Source organism: Aeromonas sp. 3P, from assembly GCF_051919745.1.
Classification (GTDB): domain Bacteria; phylum Pseudomonadota; class Gammaproteobacteria; order Enterobacterales; family Aeromonadaceae; genus Aeromonas; species Aeromonas veronii.
The window spans coordinates 2,399,008-2,419,445 of the sequence record NZ_JBQBED010000001.1 but is presented as its reverse complement, the minus strand read 5'-3'; the positions used below and the strand labels follow the sequence as shown (position 1 = coordinate 2,419,445).

The window sequence follows — 20,438 nt, the reverse complement described above, 5'->3', positions numbered from 1 at the left end:
TTCCTGCCCTTTCTGTTTATATGTTCGATTCAACTCATAAGGGCTTTACCCTGATTGAACTGGTACTGGTGATCCTGTTACTCGGGATTCTGGCCGCCTTTGCCGTGCCGAAATGGCTGGGCAAAGGCGGCTTTGAAACTCAAACCGTGCGCGACGAGCTGCTGACCCGGCTGCGGCTGGTACAGACCGTCAATATGCATGAGCCCACCAACCGCTGTACCCAGCTGGTGGTTGCCTCTCCCCGTTTTGCCCACCGAACTTATGCTGCGTGTCCCGCCAGCGATGATCTGGATACCAATAGTGGCTGGACTCCCCAGTTGGAGACCCGTGGTCGACTGGTTACGCCCTCTGCCGGTATCTCCATCTCCCTAGATAACAACAACCGCTTCGTGCTGCGCTTCGATCAGATGGGCAGACCGCTAGGCAACTGTGCCAACGGTTGTACCTTGCTGGTGAGTGATGGTCGCGAAACCAGCCGTATCCAGATTGAGTCTGAGGGGTTTATCCATGAGATCCCTTAAACGCGGTTTCACCCTGATTGAGCTGATCGTTGGCATAGTGCTGCTGGCGGTGGCTTTGACCGGCATTTTGGGGTTGCTTATCAATCAGGCGCCGCAGGCGGTAGACCCGGTGCAGCAGGTACGCGCCGCCCAGCTGGCCCAGCGCCTCTCCGGCGAGATCTTGCAAAAGTCGTTTGATGAACATTCGGATCATAACGGTGGTCGTTATCGTTGTGGCGAGCAGGTGGCAGGGGTGACCATCTCTTCCTGCTCCACCAGTTATGGTCCGGATGGCGAGCCCGCATCCTATGCCTATAACGATGTGGATGATTTCGATACCGCAGGTAACTGGGTGGATGCCAACACGCTGACCCAAACTGAGGTGGGAGTCAGCAGCGAGGAGTATCGCAACTATCAGGTGAAAATTGCGGTGAGTGGAGCCGATTTCAGCGATGGCACCTTCAAGAGTTGTGTCGCCCCCTGCTCTGTGGGCAAGCGCATTGATCTGCAGATCAAGCTACCGGATCAGAGCGTGCTCGACTTCTCCTTCTATCGGGGGAATTACTGATGGATCGCTCCGCTATCAGGTGTTGCCTGTCTACCAGAATTTCAGCGCCCCTAGCCAACTCCGGCGCCAGATTACGCCTAGCGGCTAATCGAACCTACCGCAAACCTCGGGGTAACCGTGGCTTTACCTTGGTCGAGCTGGTGATGGTCATCCTGCTGCTCGGGATAATGGCGACCTTTACCAGCCAGTTTATCGGTATCGGTACCCAGATTTATGGTGATGCCAGCAGCCGTGAGCAGCTGATGAGCGATGCCCGCTTCGCCATGGAGCGGCTTAACCGCGAACTGCGTGATGCGGTGCCGGGCTCGGAGCGGATCGAGACGACTGGCGGGACATGGGACGACACCGGTGCCTGTTTGCGGTTCTGGCCCATCAGCACCTCGAGCCGCTATCTGGCACTTAACCGCGCCATGTCGGGGAGCACGGCTACCCTTGAGCTGGTGATGGCGACCCCGGCTTCTGCTGCCAATCCGCTGGATGTGGATGCCACCGCCGTTAAAAAAGACGATCAGCTGATTGTATTCCCCGTGCCGGACAAAAATGTCGGTTCGCTTACTGCAGGCTGTGATTATGGCCGCTGCGTAGCCAGGGTTACCGATGTGCTGACGCCCGTATCCGGAGCGCAAACTATCCGCTATACCAGTGCCGAGAGTCTGACTGGCCTCTCTCCCGGCAGCCGGGTCTACTTTGCCAACCAGCAGGTACGTTACTGTGTGGAAGGAAACACGCTGACCCGTGCCACAGCCCCCATTGGAGCATCCTTACCTGCACAGGGCGTGTTGATGGCGGATTCCCTTCGTATTGGCACCTTCTATCGGGAAACCTCGGCGTTTAACGCCGAAGGGGAGTTTGGCATGCGCTTTGTCTTCGAGCGCAAGGGGGAGTCGGTCACCTTCAACCACAAGATAGAGGTGTTCAATGTGCCCTGATCCACAGGCTTTCGGACGGATGCGAGGCAGCGCCTTGATGATCGCCCTGTTTGTGATTGTGGTGATGGCACTGCTGGCGGCTGCCATGGGCCGTTTTCTGGTCGATAGCGGCGAGAAAAATACCGTGGAGGTGCGCAGCGTGCGTGCCCTGCTGGCCGCCCAGAGCGGGCTGGAAGTAGCGCTCTATCGGTTGTTCCCCAAGCGCACGCTTGCCCAACCGACCCCCCCAGCGGTCTGCCTGGCAAGCAGCCCACTGAGCTTTGCCAGCACGCCCGGACTGACCAACTGTCAGGCTGTGGTTCGTTGCGCCACGGTGCCGGTGACCTATAACGGATCTGTGACCAATGGCTATCGTCTCGAGAGTGTCGGAACCTGTGCCAGCTCTGACCTTAACAGTGCCAACCCTGATTTTGCCGTGAGCCGAACCCTGATGGTCGAAGCTTATGATGGAGGAACTCCCTGATGCGCAATTTATTTCTGCTCATTTGCTTATACATCATGGTCTCACCAGTTTGGGCGGCAATTGATTGTAATAGTATTTTCCCTGGACCGATTCAGAGCCATGATGCAGACGGAACTCTTTATATGCAAGGTGGTGCTCGTGTAGATAACTACAATGGACTTGAAGTATGTTTTAAGAAAGTTAGGGCCTATAACGAAGAGATGAATTCGTTAGCTTGTGGCACAGGTAAGTGTGAGATAACCGGTATTTCGAGTAAAAAACAGGTTAGTCTGATAATGCCTGGTGGGACAGATAACAAAACCTATTCAATACCAAGTTGGGGAAACCCTTCCCAAGTTGTACTAGGGCAAACGTCTAACTATGGTAAGGCCGTTGGTTCGCGTTGGGATGCAGGTCAGATTACTGTATCTGGAAACATAGGTGGGTATGATGGTCGCCCAGGATCTTTGGGTTTTTCTGATTTTTACGATACATATGTCATTAAAGGATTAACAATACAGAATAAGGGAGTTGTAACCTTAATTTCAGGTAAGACATATGTCATTGACGGCAACCTAAAATTGAGTTCCGGTGAGATCAAACTGATAGGTAGTGCTCCAACACGCCTTTTCGTTAAAGGCGACTTTGATGCTTATAGTGATACTCAGCTGTCAGCTAATTCAGATATGGAGGTTTACATATCCGGAGCAGTGACACTCACAGGTAATAATGTCTTAGCTGGCTCTTACTATGTTGAGGGTAATGCTACTTTTGAGAATGATGTGACTCTTTTTGGTCGAGTGAGTGCGAAGAATGTCAACTTGAAGGGCAATAGTAAGGTTATATACGATGGTGGTGTGCCTCCATTTAAATGTGAGAGTTCAGAAACCTTTGATTCAGCAAATTCGCTGGCTATGTGGGCATTATCTGCGGCAGCCCAAAGTACACTGCCTTCAGTCAAAAATGGGCGACTGCAATTAACCACTAATGACAACAGCCAATCTACGGCTGCGACTTACAAGATGCTGTTCCCTGGCGCTGACAATCAGGTTGTTCTGGAGTTTGATCACTTTGCATACGGTGGATCAGGGGCTGATGGAATGGCCGTTGTTTTGTCAGATGGTTTAGTGACAGCGCAACCAGGTGCGGCTGGCGGGCCTCTCGGTTATGGCGCGCGCAGCAATGTCAACGGTTTTGCCGGTGGTTGGTTAGGTATCGGTCTTGATGAGTATGGGAACTTTTCTACTGAAGGTGGGCCAAGGGGGGCTGGACCTGGGGCTCGACGCCCCCAGTCTGTGGTGATCCGAGGTTCGGGTAGTGGTACCTCGGGTTATAGTTATCTTGCAGGTGCTTGTATAAATGGAACCCAGAATACCGGTTCTTGCCTCTCGCCAAGAGTCGATGGGAACGGTAGTGCTAACCCAGTGCATCGTTACCGGATTGAAGTTGACTCGCGCCAGAGTAATAAAACCTTTGTAGAAGTCAGTCGCCGTACCAGCGGAAATCAATTCACCATCCTCATTCCTCGCTTTGAGCTAAAAGGTCAGGTAACGACGCCCAATGATTTTCAGCTCTCTCTGACGGGCTCGACTGGCGGTTTAACCAATTTCCATGAGCTCGATAATTTTCAGGTATGTGCGCTAAAAAGTCGGCCATTGAATGTGCAGATCGATCACTTTCGTTTTGACTACAGTCGTGTGCCGCTGACCTGTAATCCACAAGATGTCACGCTAACGGCCTGTGCTAATAGTGACTGTTCGGTTCAATATAAAGGTCCTGTGACTGCTTATCTGTTACCTAAAAAACTTGCGCAAGGAGAGTGGCGCGACAGTCAGGGCAACGTGTTAGCCAATGATCAAGTGACGTTCAGCGGCGGGAAAGTGGATCTGCGCTTACGCAGCCCGATTAAAGGCAAGATAACACTGGGAGTAGAAGGATCCACGCCCGCGACCAGACCTTTAAGCTCGACTTTGTGCAGGATGGGCAGTGGTGCCTATTCGATCGGTGCTTGCACAATCGACTTCGCTGACAGTGGTTTTATCTTTGATGTGCTGGATACCTATTCCAACCAGCCTCAGGATGTGACTATCAGTGCGGTCAAAAAAGACGACATTACCAAGCAATGTGTGCCTGGATTTACCGGCGTGAGGTCTGTCGGCTTTTGGGGAACGTACAACAATCCAAATACCAATAGCTTTGGTAGCAAGATCTCCATCGATGGCAACGCTATTGCAACTTATGCCGGCAGTGTTTCTTCACCAACACCAACCACCCTCAACCTGACTTTTGATAATCAGGGTAAAGCGACCTTGAAAAAAGTGACCTACCCGGATGCGGGTCAGATGCAGCTTTCAGCCAGTCATAATGGCAGTGGTGAGACGGAGGGTCTGGTGATGACGGGGGCCGACACGTTTGTGGCACGTCCTGTCGGCTTGTGTATAACCCCTCCGCAAGGGGTCTGCGCGGTGGGTGACAGCAGTTGTCCGGTATTCAAAAAAGCAGGGGAAACGTTCCTGGTAGATATCAAGGCGATGGCCTGGGAGTCGGCCAATGATGGGGATATCTGCGTAGGGAATCAGACTACGCCCAACTTTGCCCTGCCCAATATTGCTCTGGGCAGTACGCTGGTGGCACCCAATCCGGGCACCAATGCAACGCTGGGTACTACCACCTATAGCCATGTGGCTGCGGCCAACAGTGCCAATAGCGTTAGCCAGACCGTGAGCGAGGTGGGAGTGTTCCGGATGACGGCGACGCCACCGGCGGCAAAGCCGCCAGAAGGAAGCACTGTATCTACGGGCTATTTCGGCTATACCATCCCTCCCGCCAGCAGCGTGCCGGTGGGACGTTTTGTCCCTTGGGATTTCAATTTGCTGAGCGGGGTGCTTACTCCTGCTTGCGGGCAGTTCAGCTATATGAGTCAGCCATTCGGGGTCAAGATGACGGTACAGGCTCGTAACAAGAGTGCCGGGGTGACCAAAAACTATGGTGGCGAGTTCGCGAAGGGGCGGCTCTATCTGGTGGCAGGCAATAATCATGATGGGATTGATCGCACGGATCGAGTGGGGAGCATGATGGCCAGCTGGGCATCAGGCGAAGCCAATATTGACAGCCAGAGCCGCTTTGCCCGGCTTTCTGAGCGCGATCCCGGCCTGACTACTCCCGAAGAGCCCTTTAAGTTACTGCGTTTTGGCCTGCAAGTGCTTGATGAGGAGTCACCCTCAGTCACTTTCATGGCTGATGCTGACCTGAATCCTGGCATCAAGAATGGTTGTACCAAAGGGGTTAACTGCAATGCCAAGCAGTTGACGATTCCTACGCGGGTGAATAACACCATGACGGCTTATTATGGCCGCCTGCAGGCTGGTACGGCGGCCGGTCTGGCCTCGGCGCCGCTGGCCATTCCACTGCAGATGCAATATTACGAAGGAGGCAACTGGCTGCAAAACAAGGAAGATCAATGTACCCAGCTCTCTTTGGCCAATCAGGGGTTCACTTTCCTCAATCCGAGTCACACCTTTGATGCGGCGACTCGCGAGCTGAATTTGGGGGCGGGTCGCAAGATCAAGCTGGGGTTGGGCAGTTCGGCACCGGGTGGGGATGCTGCACTGGCGAAAGATGGGGAGATCTTGTTCCACTTTGCCAAGCCGGACATCTCGGTGCGCATCCCCTACAAGGTCGAATTGGCAAAACAGCCGTCGCAGCCCCTCTGGTTGTCTGACCCAACGAGTGCCAATGACGGCAACCTGCAAGGTGAGGCCATTTTCGGCTCCAGCCGGGGTAATGACAGAATTATTTATCGGCGCGAAGTATTGCAGTAAATGATGTGAAAGGGGGGATGGCTCAACAGCATCCCCCTAAATCCTTGTTTATTAGTGTTTGCAAGCGTGTGCGAGTGAGTGATGACTCGCATTTTTGTCGCGCCTGATTGATTGGCGACAGTTTGAGCGCTTGCCCATTGGGGTGGGCATTGGTAAAGTTAGCCGGTTTTCTGCACCTCCAAATTCTTAGGATTTCCCGTAGCCATGTTCAAAAAGCTCAGAGGCGTCTTTTCCAACGATCTGTCGATCGATTTGGGAACTGCCAACACCCTGATCTATGTAAAAGATCAAGGGATCGTCCTTAACGAACCCTCAGTTGTCGCCATTCGCCAAGAGCGCGGGAACGCCAAATCGGTCGCTGCTGTCGGTCATGCCGCCAAGCAGATGCTGGGCCGTACCCCGGGCAACATTTCCGCAATCCGCCCGATGAAAGATGGCGTGATCGCCGATTTCTACGTGACCGAGAAGATGCTGCAGCACTTCATCAAACAGGTTCACGACAACAACTATTTCCGCCCCAGCCCGCGTGTGCTGGTGTGTGTACCGTGCGGTTCAACCCAGGTTGAGCGTCGCGCCATCAAGGAGTCCGCACTGGGCGCCGGTGCCCGCGAGGTCTACCTGATCGACGAGCCTATGGCTGCTGCCATCGGTGCCGGCCTGCCGGTATCCGAAGCGACCGGTTCCATGGTGGTTGATATCGGTGGTGGTACCACTGAAGTGGCCATCATCTCTCTGAACGGTGTGGTCTACTCCCAGTCCGTCCGTATCGGTGGCGACAAGTTTGACGAAGCCATCATCAGCTACGTCCGTCGCAACTACGGCAGCCTGATCGGTGAAGCGACTGCCGAGCGCATCAAGCACGAGATCGGCTCCGCCTATCCGGGCGAAGAGGTGCGCGAGATTGAAGTCCGTGGTCGCAACCTGGCTGAAGGTGTGCCGCGCAGCTTCACTCTCAACTCCAACGAAATTCTGGAAGCGCTGCAAGAGCCGCTGTCCGGTATCGTGGCTGCCGTCATGGTGGCGCTGGAGCAGTCTCCGCCGGAACTGGCTTCCGACATTTCCGAGCGCGGCATGGTGCTGACCGGTGGTGGTGCGTTGCTGAAAGATATCGACCGTCTGCTGATGGAAGAGACTGGCATTCCTGTCGTCGTGGCCGAAGATCCCCTCACCTGTGTGGCCCGTGGTGGCGGCAAGGCGCTGGAGTTGATCGATATGCACGGTGGCGATCTGTTCCACTACGAATAAGACCCAAAGCCGGCCAGCGTGCCGGCTCTTTTTTGACGACCCATGAAACCCATTTTTGGTAGAGGCCCTTCGCTTCAGTTACGGTTGTTTCTCGCCGTCATCATCTCCATCGCTGCCATCGTCGCGGATTCCCGCTTCGGTGTGTTTACCCATGTCCGCGTCTACCTCAGTTCGTTAGTCAGTCCCCTGCAATACATGGCCAATGCGCCGGGTACCCTGCTCGACACCATGTCGACCCAGGTGCAGACCCGCGCCGATCTCATCGAGCAGACCAAACAGCAGGAACAGCAGCTGTTCACCCTGCGGGCCCGTCTGCTCAAAATGGATCAGCTGGAGCACGAGAATCAGCGGCTGCGTGAGCTGCTCGGTTCGCCGGTGCACAAGGAGTCCCGCAAGATGGTGGCCGAGCTGCTGTCGGTAGATTCCGACCCCTTCAGCCATCAGGTGCTGATCAACAAGGGGGCGCTGGATGGCGTCTACAACGGTCAGGCGGTGATCAACGATCAGGGGGTGATTGGTCAGGTGCTCCATGTGGGCTCCACCACCAGTCGCGTGCTGCTGATCACCGACTCCAGCCACGGCATTCCGGTGCGGGTGCTGCGCAACGATTTGCGTGCCATCGCTTCCGGCAGTGGCGAGCTCGACAAGCTTGAGCTGCGCAACCTGCCGCGCAACACCGATATTCAGGTGGGTGATCTGCTGGTCACCTCGGGTCTGGGTGGCCGCTTCCCGGAAGGTTATCCGGTGGCGACAGTGACCCGCTCCGAGTATGTGGAAGGCAAGCCTTTCGCCCAGGTCGAGGCCAAGCCGCTGGTGGAGCTGGACAGGCTGCGCTATCTGCTGCTGCTGTGGACCGACAAGAAGCCTGAAGTACATGATGAGGATGGCGAACGGGCGGCTCCCGCTGCGTCCGCCGCAGGAGCCACTCGCTGATGCTAGAACCCGCCAGCGGCAGGATCTGGATCTGGATCTCGATCCTGCTGGCCTTGAGCCTGTCGATCCTGCCGCTTCCTTTTGAATTTGACCCCTTCCGTCCGGACTGGCTGGCCATGGTGCTCATCTACTGGGCGCTGGCCTTGCCGCACCGGACCAACGTTGGCACCGCCTGGGTGGCGGGCCTGCTGCTGGATGTGCTGCTTGGCAGCACCCTCGGCGTGCGGGCGATGGCGATGGCCATTACCACCTATCTGGCGGCCTTCCAGTTCCAGAAGATCCGCAACTTCTCCCTCTGGCAGCAGGCACTGATCATCGGTGGCCTCTCGCTGGTGGGTAAAATGACGGTATTCTGGGCCGAGCATCTGTTCAGCCAGGCCAGTCTCAACTTCTCCTACTTTTGGTCGACGTTGACGACGATGCTAATATGGCCCTGGGTGTTTCTGGTGCTGCGCAAGGTGCGGCGCCGCTTCAATATCAGGTAAATATGAACAAAAACAACGAACCACAACTCTATCTCGCCTCGGCTTCTCCCCGTCGCCGTGAACTGCTGACCCAGATTGGCTACCGCTTCGAGGTGCTGAAACTGGATGTGCCCGAGCAGCGGGAAGAGGGTGAAAAGGCGCAGGATTACGTCTGCCGTCTCGCCCGTGACAAGGCGATGGCGGGCGTGGCGTGTGCGCCGACGGCGTTGCCGGTGCTGGGTGCCGACACCATAGTGGTACTGGGCGACCGGGTACTGGAGAAACCGTCCGATCTGCTTGATGCCAAAGATATGCTGGAGTCCCTCTCCGGCAAGGTGCATCAGGTGATGACGGCGGTGGCGCTGGCCAACAAGGATCGTTGTGACGTGCGTCTGGTCACCACCAACGTGGCGTTTCGCAAGCTGGACGAGGCCGAGATCGAGGCCTACTGGCAGACCGGTGAGCCCTGTGACAAGGCCGGGGCTTATGGCATTCAGGGTATTGCGGGCAAGTTTGTCAGCCGCATCGAAGGGAGCTATAGCGCCGTGGTCGGCCTGCCCCTGCTGGAGACAGACCTGCTGATCAAGCATCATCTGGAACAGCTCAAATAATTTCCCGTCAGCTGTGCTCTGCTGCGTTTCTCCCTTGCGCGCGTTGTACCGGATTGGCTCTATAGAATTCAAAACTGGAACAGGCAAGGTTACTTATGTCGGTAGAACTGCTGGTTAACGTTACCCCCTCCGAAACCCGGGTCGCTCTGGTCGAAAACGGTCTGCTGCAGGAAGTGCATGTAGAGCGTCAGGCCAAACGCGGCATCGTGGGCAATATCTACAAAGGCAAGATCAGTCGGGTGCTGCCCGGCATGCAGGCGGCATTCGTCGATATCGGCATGGACAAGGCGGCGTTTCTCCATGCCTCCGACATCGTGCCGCACACCGAATGTGTGGCGGTGAAGGAGAAGGAGCAGTTTCAGGTCGGCAACATCGCCGAGCTGGTGCGTCAGGGGCAGGACATCATGGTGCAGGTGGTGAAAGATCCGCTGGGTACCAAGGGTGCCCGTCTCACCACCGATATCACCTTGCCATCCCGCTATCTGGTCTTTATGCCGGGCAGTGCCCACGTCGGTGTCTCCCAACGTATCGAGTCCGAAGCAGAGCGGGAGCGCCTCAAGCGTACCGTAGCTGGCTATGTGGACGAGCTGGGTGGCTACATCATCCGCACCGCTGCCGAAGGGGTGGGGGAGCAGGAGCTGGAGCAGGATGCTGCCTTCCTGAAACGGCTGTGGCGCAAGATCCTCGAACGCAAGCAGAAGTATCCACCCTGCAAGATCCTCTACGAGGATCCCAGTCTGGCATTCCGGGTAGTGCGCGACTTCGTCGGTGCCGAGCTCGACAAGATCCGCGTTGACTCCCGCCAGAGCTTCGATCAGCTCAAGCGCTTCACCGAAGAGTACGTGCCTGAGCTGGCCAGCAAGCTGGAGTACTACCCAGGCGAGTCGCCGATCTTCGATCTCTACGACGTGGAGAACGAGATCCAGCGGGCGCTGGAGCGCAAGGTAGAGCTGAAATCCGGCGGCTACCTCATCATCGACCAGACCGAAGCCATGACCACGGTGGATATCAACACCGGCGCCTTTGTCGGCCATCGCAATCTGGAAGAGACCATCTTCAACACCAACGTCGAGGCGACGGCGGCCATCGCCCGCCATCTGCGCCTGCGCAATCTCGGCGGCATTATCATCATCGACTTCATCGACATGCAGTCCGAGGATCACCGCCGCCGAGTGCTGCACAGCCTGGAGCAGGCGCTGTCCAAGGATCGCGCCAAGACCAACGTCAACGGCTTCTCCCAGCTCGGTCTGGTGGAGATGACCCGCAAACGCACCCGCGAGAGTCTGGAGCATGTGCTCTGCTCCGAGTGCCCCGAGTGCAAGGGGCGCGGCCGGGTCAAGACGGTGGAGTCGGTCTGCTTCGAGATCCTGCGGGAGATCATCCGGGTCAATCGTGCCTACGATGCGGATCAGTTCACCGTCTACGCCGCGCCTGCGGTGGCCGACTACCTCCATGGCGAGGAGTCCCACAGTCTGGCTGAGCTGGAAGTGTTCATCGGCAAGCAGGTGCGGGTAGTGAGCGAACCCCTCTGTGGTCAGGAGCAGTTCGACGTGGTGATGATGTAATTGGTCTATCGCTGGCTGAGTCGGGGCTGGTTGGCCCTGGGGGTCCTGTTCGTACTGATGGCCATGCTGGTCACCTTGGTACGGGTCGGGGGCCCTTTGCTGAATCAATACCGAGAGAGTCTGATCCACACTCTGCTGGGCGATTCACAACTCAAGGTCAGCGTGGAGCAAGTGGGGCTGGACTGGACACAGTCCGGGCCCGCCCTCGAACTGCAGCAACTCGCCATCGCCCCGGATTCGGGGCGTTTTGCCGTACAGCTCGGCAAAGCCTGGGTGCATCTCGACTTCTGGCGCACCATTAACGAGCTCAAGCCGGTGTTTGGCGAGCTGATCCTGAGCGATGGCGATATCACCATCGACTTGCGCCAACCGGCTGACGAGAGCCCCTCCGGCGATCCTCAGCAGGGCGCCCTGCTGCGCTTTCTGCTGACCCAGCTCTCTACCTTCGATGTGCACAACACCCGTCTCAGCGTCACCACCTCCCTCGGTGATCTGCGCGCCCTCGACATCGCCCAACTGCGCTGGCAGAACCGTGGCAAGCGCCATCAGGGGGTCGGCAAGGCTTACCTCATCAACGGGGTGGGCGAGAGCACCCTCGATCTGATTCTGGATGTGGACGCCCCGACTGCCCGGCTCGATCGCCTCAAGGGGCAACTCTATCTGGGGGCCCGCCAGCTCGATATCACCCCGACCCTGGCCAAAATCCATGCGGGCGAACCCAAGGTTGCCGGTCAGCTCGACTTCCAGCTCTGGAGCGAGTTTGACAGCGGCAAGCTGGGCAATACCCTGCTGGCGTTTGGCAACAATTACCTGATCTGGAAGGATCCCAAGAAAGGGGATATGCACCGTTTCGGCCTCGATGGTGGCAAGATCCAGCTGCGCCGTGAGGGCACCGACTGGCAACTGGCCAGCCACAACGTCAACTTCAAGCTGGACGGCAAACCCTGGTTGCAGAGCCGCTTGCAGCTGGAGCGGATTGGGGATCGGGTGCAGGGCTATCTGCCCAGCATAGAGTTCGACAAGATCACCCAGATCAGTCAGCTGGTCTCGGCGCTCTACCCCACACTCTGCGAGACCCTGCGCCAGACCAATCCGCAGGGTTCGGTGCAGGATCTGACGCTGCTGGCCAATGCCGATTGGCAGGATCTCTCCCTCAGTGGCCGCTTCAGCAAGGTGCGTCTCAAGGCGTGGCAGGATATACCCGGGATGCAGGATCTCAACGGCGAGTTCTGGCTTACCCCGACCGGCGGTAGTGCCAGATTGGCGCTGGCGAACGACAAGGTGGATCCCGCCCGTCACTTCAAGATGCCGATCCCGGTCGACAACTTCTCGGCCCGCCTCGACTGGTGGCGCGAGGAACAGGGCTGGGTGCTCTACGGGCAGGATATCGCGCTGGATAACCCGGATCTGACCCTGTCCAGCCGTTTTCGCCTCGATCTGTTCGAGCACCCTTTCCTGGCCCTGACCGGCCGCATCGATGTGAAGAATGCGGGCCATGCGGATCGCTACTTCCCGCTGCAGGCGATGGACAAGGGGCTGGTGGATTACCTGAGCGGCGCCATCAAGGGGGGCAAGGCCAAGGGGGCCGACCTGCTCTGGTATGGCGAGTTCAGGGACTTTCCCTACGACAACGGCAAGGGCATCTTCCAGGTGGCGGTGCCGCTGGAGCAGGCAACCTACGAGTTCTTCCCCGGTTGGCAACCGCTTACCGACCTGCAGATCGATCTCTTGTTCCAGAATGCTGGCCTCGATATGCGCAGCCGTTCCACCAAACTCGGCAAGGCGAGCTCCGACTCGGTGCATGCCTGGATCCCGGATCTCTCCCCCGGTGCCCATCTCTATGTGGATGCCAAGGTGCAGGGGGAAGGCAAGGCCATCAGCGACTACCTACAGGACTCCCCGCTGGGCAGTTCGGTAGGTCAGGCGCTGCGGGAGATCGAGATCCGCGGCCCGATGGCCGGTTCGGTCAAGCTCGATATTCCTCTCGATGGCGAGAGCGAGGTGAAGGCGAGCGGCGATGCCACCTTCAGCAACAACAAGGTGCGGGTTGCCAGTCTGGATCTGCCGCTGGAGAAGGTGCAGGGGCGCCTCGAATATGACAACGAGCAGACCCGTTTCAGCAACCTCAAGGCGAGCCTGTGGAACCAGCCGCTGACCCTCGACTATCAGGGGCGCCAGCATCCGGATCACTATCAGGTCGACCTCGATTTCAAGGGGCAGTGGGATAGCCGGCGTCAGCCCACTGCCATCTCTTCGTACGGTATCCTCAACGGTCGCAGCAACTGGGGCGGCAAGCTCGGGTTGACCCTGCCCGAGAGCAAGCCGCTGCGCTTCCAGCTGGCGCTCGACTCCAACCTGCAGGGGATGGGGCTGGATCTGCCGCTGCCGCTGGCCAAGAGCAGCGCCAGCCGGCTGCCGCTCAAGGTGATCGCCCGTGGCCGGGATGGCAGCGCCGACATTCGCGCCGTGCTGGGGGCTGATGTGGATATGCAGACCCGACTGGTCTACGGCGAAGGGGTGCCTTATCTCAGTCGGGTGCGGGTCGATGTGGGTCAGCCGGGCGCCCGGGTAATGCGCGATGCCCCCATGCTGCTCGCCATCAACCAGCAGGAGGCCGATGTGGGCGGCTGGCTGGCGCGACTCAAGCAATGGCTGCCAGCGCAGAACCAGACTGGCAATGCGGTGGTTGGCCCCGCCTTCCTGCCGCAGGAGTGGTGGGTGGATGGACAGCTGGCTCGCGCCTATATCGGCAGTGCCACCCTCAAGGCGGCGCGTTTCACCGTGGGGCCGACCAATCAGGCGACCGAAGTGATGATCGACAGCCCCGATGTGATGGGGGTGATCCGCCTGCCCGCAGTGGCCAATCGCCCGGTGGATGCCAAGTTTGCCCGCATCTACTGGTCCGGCAAGAGTTCGGATCTCAGCCCGGATCCCGATGCCAAGCAGGATAACGCCATCATGGCATCCATCCCCTGGTTGAAGGTGAGCTGTGTCGATTGCCGCTTTGGCGCGTTGCCGCTCGGTGAAGTGAAAGGGGAGCTGGTGCCCGGCGCCAACAAGGTGACCCTCAAGGGGCTGGATGTGCGGCTGGCGGGGAGTCAGCTCACCGGCAGCGTCGACTGGCTGGCCGATGGCAACCGGATGCAGACCCGCGCCCGTGGCAAGCTGACCAGCAACAACAGCGAGCTGCTGCTCAAGCGGCTCGGCTACACCTCGCCCATCGGCGATGCCCCCGGCTCCCTCGCTTTTGATCTGAACTGGCAGGATGTGCCCTATCGCCCGAGCCTGCCGACTCTGGGGGGAAGTGCCAACTATCAGCTGGAGGGCGGCACCCTGCGGGAGGTCAACGATAAGGGGGCGCGACTGCTCTCCCTGCTCAGCCTCGATTCCCTGCTGCGCAAGCTGCGGCTCGATTTTCGCGATGTGTTCGACAAGGGCTTCTACTTCGAATCCATGTCCGCCTCTGCCACCATCAAGCAGGGGCAGGTCAGCAACGATGATTTCTATATGAAGGGGGCGGCAGGCAACCTGCGCGGCGAGGGGATCGCCGATCTGGTGCGCTGGCGGCTCGACTACGAGCTGAGCTTCTCTCCCAATCTGGGGGGCACCCTGCCGGTGGTGGCGGCCTTCTCCATCACGCCGGTCACGGGTCTCTATGTGCTGGCCCTCTCCAAACTGCTGGAGCCGGTGGTGGATGTGGTGACCCGCATCGATTTTCGCATCTCGGGCCCGCTCGACGCACCCAAGCTGATCGAGGCGGGGCGCGATCGCGCGCGCATCAAGCTCAACCAGCAGCAGAAAGAGGCGGTTGACGCCGTTGCCCCCGGCCTGCCGACCCAAGAAGTGACCCCTTTCCTGCTGAGCCCCAAACACGCAGGGCCCGCTCAGCGCTGAACGAGCGGCCCGGCACCATCACAAGGAGTGAGCCATGATCCGACATATCCTGCTGATCGCCTTCAAGCCGGGCACCCAGCCTGCCCAGATAGATGCGGTGCGTAACGCTTTTCTCGCCATTCCCCATCAGGTCAGCGGCGTGACCGCCGTAGAGTGGGGGGAGAATGACAGCCCGGAGGGGAGGGATGGTGGCTTTACCCACAGCGTACTGATGACCTTCGCCGACGAAGCGGCTCGCCAACGCTATCTGCCCCATCCTGATCACGATGCCCTCAAGGCCATCTTCCGTCCGTTGCTGGAGCGCATCATAGTGCTGGATTACACCCTGCAGGCGGGGGATGCTGTCACTGTCTGATGGCCCAAGCGACAAGGAGAACGTCATGTGGTTAGCCGCAATACAGCTGGTATCTGGCCGTCACTGGCAGGATAACCGGGAGCAGATCGCCGCCGAACTGGCGGCCTTGCCCAAAGAGCGGCCGCTGCTGGTGCTGCTGCCGGAGAACTTCGCCCTGTTTGGCGAACGGCAGGGTTATCTGGATGGGGCCGAGGCCATAGGTGAGGGCCCGATCCAGCAGCAACTGGCTGAATGGGCCCGCGATTATGGCATCTGGCTGGTGGCCGGGGCTATGCCGACCACCATCGCAGGTTCCGACCATATCCATACCAGCTCGCTGGTGTTTGACCCAAGCGGTGAGCTCAGGGGCCACTACCACAAGATCCACCTGTTCGACGTGGATGTGGCGGACAATCACGGTCGCTACCGTGAGTCGGAGACCTTCAGCCCGGGGGAGGCGCCTGTGTTGGTGGACTCTCCCTTTGGTCCCCTCGGCCTCTCGATCTGTTATGATCTGCGCTTTCCCGAGCTCTACCGCCAGTTGGCCCGTGCTGGTGCCCGCGTGCTGCTGGTGCCTGCCGCCTTTACCGCCGTGACCGGCGAGGCGCACTGGGAGCCGCTGCTGCGGGCCCGCGCCATCGAAAACCAGTGCTACGTAGTCGCTGCCAATCAGGGCGGTACTCATGAGACAGGGCGCCAGACCTGGGGCCACAGCATGGTGATCGACCCCTGGGGTCGGGTGCTGGCGAGCAAAGAGTCTGGGCGCGGCACTGTGCTGGCGCAGATGGAGCCCGGGCTTATCGATGAATTGAAATGTACCATGCCAGTGCTGCAACACGCCCGTTTGCTCTGATGGTGTGGTGAAAAATTGAAACGCAGCCGTTTGCCCGTGCTGGAGCATGCCCGTTTGTTGTGATGGTGCGGCTTGTTGCCAACCCGTCGGCAAGACGATTTAAAACAGCTCGTTACGAGAGTGGAGAAAAAGATTGAGTCTATTGAGCCAGGTTAGTGCCTCCCTGTTGGCCCCGAATGACCTCGACGAAGGGCGCCTGCAGCAGCTGCTCGGCAGCCTGATGAGCCATCAGGTGGAGTTCGGCGATCTCTATTTCCAGCGCAGCTGGCACGAGTCCTGGATGCTGGAAGATGGCATCGTCAAGGATGGCAGCTACAACATCGATCAGGGGGTCGGGGTGCGCGCCGTCAGCGGCGAGAAGACTGGCTTCGCCTACTCGGACGAGCTGAGCCTGCTGGCGCTGCAACAGTCGGTGACTGCCGCTCGCGGCATCGCCGCAGCCGGTGCTCACGGCAAGGTGAAGGCGTGGGCGCGCACCGAAGCGAACCTGCTCTATCCGGCCATGGATCCGCTGCAGACCCTCGACAAGCATCAGAAGATCGCCCTGCTGGAGCAGATGGACAAGTTCGCCAGAAGTCTGGATCCCGCAATCAATCAGGTGATGGCCTCCATCAGCGGCGTCTACGAAGAGGTGCTGGTGGCCGCCACCGACGGCACCCTGGCCGCGGATGTGCGTCCGCTGGTGCGGCTGTCTGTGACCGTGATCGCCGAGAAGGGCGATCGCCGCGAGCGTGGCAGTGCCGGTGGCGGTGGCCGCTTTGGTTACGACTGGTTCCTCGAACTGGACGGGCTGGAGAGCCGCGCCTTTGGCTATGTGCGTGAAGCGGTGCGTCAGGCACTGGTCAATCTGGAAGCCATCGACGCGCCAGCAGGCACCATGCCGGTGGTGCTGGGCTCCGGCTGGCCCGGCGTGCTGCTGCACGAGGCGGTGGGCCACGGTCTGGAGGGGGATTTCAACCGCAAGGGATCTTCCGCATTTGCTGGCCGCATCGGCGAGCAGGTGGCCTCCAAGCACTGTACCATCGTCGATGATGGCACCCTGCCGGGTCGGCGCGGCTCCGTCTCCATCGATGACGAGGGCACACCGGGTGGTTATAACGTGCTGATCGAGAACGGCATTCTCAAGGGTTACCTGCAGGACAAGCAGAACGCCCGTCTGATGGGGGTACCGCTCACCGGCAACGGGCGCCGCGAATCCTACGCAGCCATGCCGATGCCACGCATGACCAACACCTATATGCTGGCGGGTCAGTATGATCCGGCCGAGATCATCGCCTCGGTGAAGAAGGGGATCTATGCCCCCAACTTCGGCGGCGGTCAGGTGGACATCACCTCCGGCAAGTTTGTCTTCTCTGCCTCCGAGGCTTACCTCATCGAGGATGGCAAGATCACCGCTCCCATCAAGGGCGCGACCCTGATCGGCAACGGCCCTGAGGCGATGAGCCAGGTCTCCATGGTGGGCAGCGATCTTGCGCTGGATCGCGGGGTTGGCATCTGCGGCAAGGAGGGGCAGAGCGTGCCGGTCGGTGTCGGCCAACCTACCCTTAAACTGGATCAGCTCACCGTAGGTGGCACTTCGTAGGTTGGGTTAGCCGCGCAGCAGCGTAACCCGACGCATTCAAACCCCGGCTCTTGCCGGGGTTTTGCTATTCAGGGAACCACAGGCAACAAAAAGCCCCGGTCGTTGGACCGGGGCTGGCGGGTTATTCGGTATCAGTTGACGGATATGGCGCGGGCGTCGATGAAATAGCGAGCGTTACCCTGTTTGTCGATCTGGATTTTGGCTACCAGCTGCTCTTGATCTTTATATTCCCAGCGTTGCTCGATCTTGGCGAGGGATGGGCTCGCAATCCCAACCACGTTCAGGTACTCGTGAAACAGGCTATGGCTCCCTATTTCGGTCAGCATCTTGTCCATCTGCATACTCTCCTGAAGTTGAGTGGGTATTCATCAACAAACCTATCAGCGTCCATCTGAATAAAGTCTGTATGAAAAACAAACTAACTCATTTGTGTGTCAATAACATGATCAGGAACAAGATCAGTGCAGATCGTCAGGGACTTTTTGATACCGTTTTCAATCAGAGCCGGTGGGCTTTTGCGGCAACTGATCAAACGTGCCGGAAGCCTTTGGGAGCGCCGGTGCGGTTTGCACGGTCTGGCCGCCGTGGAATACCGGATCCTGTGCCACTTCCTTGATGCCGTTGATGCAAAACTGCATACCCATGCAGACCAGCAGGAAGCCCATGATACGGGTCATGGCATCGATGCCGGTGGCGCCCAGGATCTTGCAGACCGGATCCGCCAGCTTCAATACTCCCCAGCTGATCAGGCTCATCAGGGCAAACGCCGTTACCACACCGGCGTAGATGGTGAGGCGGTTGTACTCGTCAGGCAGCTCGGCAATCTGGGCTGCTCCGCTTATTACCAGCGCCATGGTGCCCGGCCCGCACATACTGGGCATGGTGAGCGGTACGAAGGCAATGCTCTGGTTTATATCGACCCCGCTCTGCTGGCTGGGGGCGGGGAACAGCATGCGAAAGCCGATAAAGCCGATGATGAGGCCACCGGCCAGGCGCAAGCCCGGAATGGAGATCCCGAACAGATCCAGGATCGAGGATCCGATAAAGAAGGTGATGCAGAGGGTGCAGAACAGATAGATGGCAGCCAGATTGACCTGACGGCGCACGTGTTCGCGCGACATCCCCTTGCTCAGTCCCAGCAGCAGGGTGGCCGTGGTGGGCGGGTTGACCATGGGCAGCAGCGCCAGCAAGGTGAGTAATACGACCTGAAAGAACATCTTGAGCCTCGGATAAAGAGTTGGGAGCCATGGGGCGATGCGGGTGGCAGGCCCCAGAGGGAGGCTATCTTATGCTGGCGAAACTGAACATAAGCAGTACAAAAAAGCCCCGGCAGATACCGGGGCTTGTTGTTCGGGTCAGGCCGCTTGCGGCGCTTGCTGCTGCCGGATGGCCCGTTGCTGGAACCAGAGCCAGAGACCGATGGCGAAACCCAGCACCGACAGGCTCACCACATAGTGGGAGGGGGCCAGCATGTCGCTCTTCATCCAGAGGGTCACCGCCATCGGGGTGAGGCCGCCGAAGATGGCGTAGGCCACGTTGTAGGAGAACGACAGACCGGAGAAGCGCACCACCGGCGGGAAGGCGTTGACCATCACGTAAGGCACGGCGCCGACAATCCCGACCGCAAAGCCTGCCAGCATATAGAGCGGCACCAGCTGGCTCGTACCGGCCGCCAGACCGTGATAGAAGGCGTAGCTGGAGCCCGCCAGCAGCAGGGAGCCGAACATGAAGGTGAGACCGCTGCCCAGCAGGTCGATCAGTCGGCCATAGACGATGCAGCCGAGGGTCAGGGCAACGATCGCCAGCGAGTTGGCGGTCAGGGCGTCAGCCGGGCTGATGCCATAGACCTTCTGCAGATAGGTGGGGGTCATCAGGATCACCACCACGATACCGGCGGAGAGCAGCCAGGTGAGCAGCATGGAGACCACCACGCTGCTCTTGTGGTTGCGCAGTACCGACTTGAGGGGGAGCTCATCGGCCAGGGTCTTGTTGGCTTTCATCTCGGCGAAGACCGGGGTCTCGTGCAACCAGCGACGCAGGTACATGGCGACGATGCCGAAGATACCGCCCAGCAGGAAGGGCACTCGCCAGCCCCACTCGCTCACTTCGGCTGGTGTCAGGCTCTTGTTGACCGCAGTGGCGATGAGGGAGCCAAGCAGGATGCCGGCCGTCAATCCCGCCGTGAGCGTGCCGCAGGCGACCCCGACTCGACGGGCAGGGACGTGCTCGGCGACAAACACCCAGGCGCCCGGCACTTCACCGCCGATGGCGGCGCCTTGCAGGATCCGCAGTCCCAGCAGGGCGATGGGGGCGCCGATACCGAGCACCGCATAGGTGGGCAGCAGACCGATCAACAGGGTCGGCAGCGCCATCATGATGATGCTGAGGGTGAACATCCGCTTGCGACCGATGAGATCGCCAAAGTGTGCCATGATGATGCCGCCAAGCGGGCGGGCCAGATAACCGGCTGCGAAGATGCCGAAGGTCTGGAACTGGCGCAGCCACTCGGGAATATCTGCCGGGAAGAACAGCTCGCCGATGACCACGGCGAAGAAGACGAAGATGATGAAGTCGTAAAACTCCAGCGCGCCGCCGAGGGCAGCCAGGCTCAGGGTTTTGTAATCCTGTCGATTGAGGGGGCGGGCGTGATCGTGCTGTTGTGTGCTTGTGGTCATATCCGTATGTTTCCCATCGGTT

17 protein-coding genes are annotated in these 20,438 nt (G+C 58.9%); 14 read left to right on the top strand and 3 right to left on the bottom strand.

Annotated features, from left to right (window positions below; all coding sequences use genetic code 11):
- Window positions 1-20 precede the first annotated feature (20 nt).
- The 14 genes from ACTG19_RS11045 (at window position 21) to tldD (ending at window position 17,741) form a co-directional block, all read left to right on the top strand.
- Entirely contained in the window at window positions 21-521 is a 501-nt protein-coding gene (locus tag ACTG19_RS11045) for a prepilin-type N-terminal cleavage/methylation domain-containing protein (protein ID WP_439989078.1), read from the top strand.
- Complete coding sequence (locus ACTG19_RS11040) at window positions 508-1,068, top strand: prepilin-type N-terminal cleavage/methylation domain-containing protein (RefSeq protein ID WP_103251120.1); 561 nt, start codon at window positions 508-510, stop codon at window positions 1,066-1,068. The genes ACTG19_RS11045 and ACTG19_RS11040 overlap by 14 nt, the downstream gene beginning before the upstream one ends.
- Window positions 1,068-1,997: a PilW family protein gene (locus ACTG19_RS11035; protein ID WP_335849110.1), complete on the top strand. Its 930-nt coding sequence runs from the start codon at window positions 1,068-1,070 to the stop codon at window positions 1,995-1,997. Before ACTG19_RS11040 ends, ACTG19_RS11035 begins: the two co-directional genes overlap by 1 nt.
- A gap of 37 nt (window positions 1,998-2,034) precedes the next feature.
- Window positions 2,035-2,460: an MSHA biogenesis protein MshP gene (locus ACTG19_RS11030; protein ID WP_335849109.1), complete on the top strand. Its 426-nt coding sequence runs from the start codon at window positions 2,035-2,037 to the stop codon at window positions 2,458-2,460.
- On the top strand, window positions 2,460-6,260 hold the full coding sequence (locus ACTG19_RS11025) for a DUF6701 domain-containing protein (protein ID WP_439989077.1): 3,801 nt from the start codon (window positions 2,460-2,462) through the stop codon (window positions 6,258-6,260). The genes ACTG19_RS11030 and ACTG19_RS11025 overlap by 1 nt, the downstream gene beginning before the upstream one ends.
- 204 nt (window positions 6,261-6,464) lie before the next feature.
- Window positions 6,465-7,505, top strand: coding sequence for a rod shape-determining protein (locus tag ACTG19_RS11020; protein ID WP_005340051.1), 1,041 nt, complete (start codon window positions 6,465-6,467; stop codon window positions 7,503-7,505).
- A gap of 42 nt (window positions 7,506-7,547) precedes the next feature.
- Window positions 7,548-8,438, top strand: coding sequence for a rod shape-determining protein MreC (gene mreC / locus ACTG19_RS11015; RefSeq protein WP_005340053.1), 891 nt, complete (start codon window positions 7,548-7,550; stop codon window positions 8,436-8,438).
- A complete protein-coding gene (gene mreD, locus ACTG19_RS11010; protein ID WP_005340054.1) occupies window positions 8,438-8,923 on the top strand; it encodes a rod shape-determining protein MreD in 486 nt (161 codons plus the stop codon). Before mreC ends, mreD begins: the two co-directional genes overlap by 1 nt.
- Window positions 8,924-8,925: 2 nt before the next feature.
- A complete protein-coding gene (locus tag ACTG19_RS11005) occupies window positions 8,926-9,513 on the top strand; it encodes a Maf family protein (protein WP_323950371.1) in 588 nt (195 codons plus the stop codon).
- 95 nt (window positions 9,514-9,608) lie between these two features.
- Window positions 9,609-11,078 (top strand): ribonuclease G, encoded by a 1,470-nt coding sequence (rng, locus tag ACTG19_RS11000; RefSeq protein WP_005340056.1) that lies wholly within the window; start codon window positions 9,609-9,611, stop codon window positions 11,076-11,078.
- Window positions 11,079-14,972 carry a YhdP family protein gene (locus ACTG19_RS10995; protein WP_162628455.1) on the top strand — a complete coding sequence of 1,298 codons (3,894 nt, stop codon included), beginning with the start codon at window positions 11,079-11,081 and terminating at the stop codon, window positions 14,970-14,972.
- A gap of 34 nt (window positions 14,973-15,006) precedes the next feature.
- Window positions 15,007-15,327 carry a Dabb family protein gene (locus tag ACTG19_RS10990; RefSeq protein WP_113740385.1) on the top strand — a complete coding sequence of 107 codons (321 nt, stop codon included), beginning with the start codon at window positions 15,007-15,009 and terminating at the stop codon, window positions 15,325-15,327.
- A gap of 25 nt (window positions 15,328-15,352) precedes the next feature.
- Window positions 15,353-16,159: a carbon-nitrogen hydrolase family protein gene (locus ACTG19_RS10985; protein ID WP_113740386.1), complete on the top strand. Its 807-nt coding sequence runs from the start codon at window positions 15,353-15,355 to the stop codon at window positions 16,157-16,159.
- Window positions 16,160-16,292: 133 nt separating this feature from the next.
- On the top strand, window positions 16,293-17,741 hold the full coding sequence (gene tldD / locus ACTG19_RS10980; protein ID WP_026035085.1) for a metalloprotease TldD: 1,449 nt from the start codon (window positions 16,293-16,295) through the stop codon (window positions 17,739-17,741).
- Between the two features lie 131 nt (window positions 17,742-17,872).
- Here tldD and ACTG19_RS10975 read toward each other — a convergent pair whose 3' ends face one another.
- The 3 genes from ACTG19_RS10975 to ACTG19_RS10965 form a co-directional block, all read right to left on the bottom strand.
- Entirely contained in the window at window positions 17,873-18,076 is a 204-nt protein-coding gene (locus tag ACTG19_RS10975) for a hypothetical protein (RefSeq protein WP_005340062.1), read from the bottom strand.
- Window positions 18,077-18,235: 159 nt separating this feature from the next.
- Window positions 18,236-18,958 carry a MarC family NAAT transporter gene (locus ACTG19_RS10970; RefSeq protein WP_005348656.1) on the bottom strand — a complete coding sequence of 241 codons (723 nt, stop codon included), beginning with the start codon at window positions 18,956-18,958 and terminating at the stop codon, window positions 18,236-18,238.
- 138 nt (window positions 18,959-19,096) lie between these two features.
- On the bottom strand, window positions 19,097-20,416 hold the full coding sequence (locus ACTG19_RS10965) for an MFS transporter (protein ID WP_047434708.1): 1,320 nt from the start codon (window positions 20,414-20,416) through the stop codon (window positions 19,097-19,099).
- Between the last annotated feature and the right edge of the window lie 22 nt (window positions 20,417-20,438).

What these genes read in the sequence shown, in the direction of transcription:
- ACTG19_RS11045 (WP_439989078.1), top strand. Translation starts at nt 21, where the DNA reads ATGTTCGATTCAACTCATAAGGGCTTTACCCTGATTGAACTGGTACTG.
- ACTG19_RS11040 (WP_103251120.1), top strand. Translation starts at nt 508, where the DNA reads ATGAGATCCCTTAAACGCGGTTTCACCCTGATTGAGCTGATCGTTGGC.
- ACTG19_RS11035 (WP_335849110.1), top strand. Translation starts at nt 1,068, where the DNA reads ATGGATCGCTCCGCTATCAGGTGTTGCCTGTCTACCAGAATTTCAGCG.
- ACTG19_RS11030 (WP_335849109.1), top strand. Translation starts at nt 2,035, where the DNA reads ATGATCGCCCTGTTTGTGATTGTGGTGATGGCACTGCTGGCGGCTGCC.
- ACTG19_RS11025 (WP_439989077.1), top strand. Translation starts at nt 2,460, where the DNA reads ATGCGCAATTTATTTCTGCTCATTTGCTTATACATCATGGTCTCACCA.
- ACTG19_RS11020 (WP_005340051.1), top strand. Translation starts at nt 6,465, where the DNA reads ATGTTCAAAAAGCTCAGAGGCGTCTTTTCCAACGATCTGTCGATCGAT.
- mreC (WP_005340053.1), top strand. Translation starts at nt 7,548, where the DNA reads ATGAAACCCATTTTTGGTAGAGGCCCTTCGCTTCAGTTACGGTTGTTT.
- mreD (WP_005340054.1), top strand. Translation starts at nt 8,438, where the DNA reads ATGCTAGAACCCGCCAGCGGCAGGATCTGGATCTGGATCTCGATCCTG.
- ACTG19_RS11005 (WP_323950371.1), top strand. Translation starts at nt 8,926, where the DNA reads ATGAACAAAAACAACGAACCACAACTCTATCTCGCCTCGGCTTCTCCC.
- rng (WP_005340056.1), top strand. Translation starts at nt 9,609, where the DNA reads ATGTCGGTAGAACTGCTGGTTAACGTTACCCCCTCCGAAACCCGGGTC.
- ACTG19_RS10990 (WP_113740385.1), top strand. Translation starts at nt 15,007, where the DNA reads ATGATCCGACATATCCTGCTGATCGCCTTCAAGCCGGGCACCCAGCCT.
- ACTG19_RS10985 (WP_113740386.1), top strand. Translation starts at nt 15,353, where the DNA reads ATGTGGTTAGCCGCAATACAGCTGGTATCTGGCCGTCACTGGCAGGAT.
- ACTG19_RS10975 (WP_005340062.1), bottom strand. Translation starts at nt 18,076, where the DNA reads ATGGACAAGATGCTGACCGAAATAGGGAGCCATAGCCTGTTTCACGAG.
- ACTG19_RS10970 (WP_005348656.1), bottom strand. Translation starts at nt 18,958, where the DNA reads ATGTTCTTTCAGGTCGTATTACTCACCTTGCTGGCGCTGCTGCCCATG.
- ACTG19_RS10965 (WP_047434708.1), bottom strand. Translation starts at nt 20,416, where the DNA reads ATGACCACAAGCACACAACAGCACGATCACGCCCGCCCCCTCAATCGA.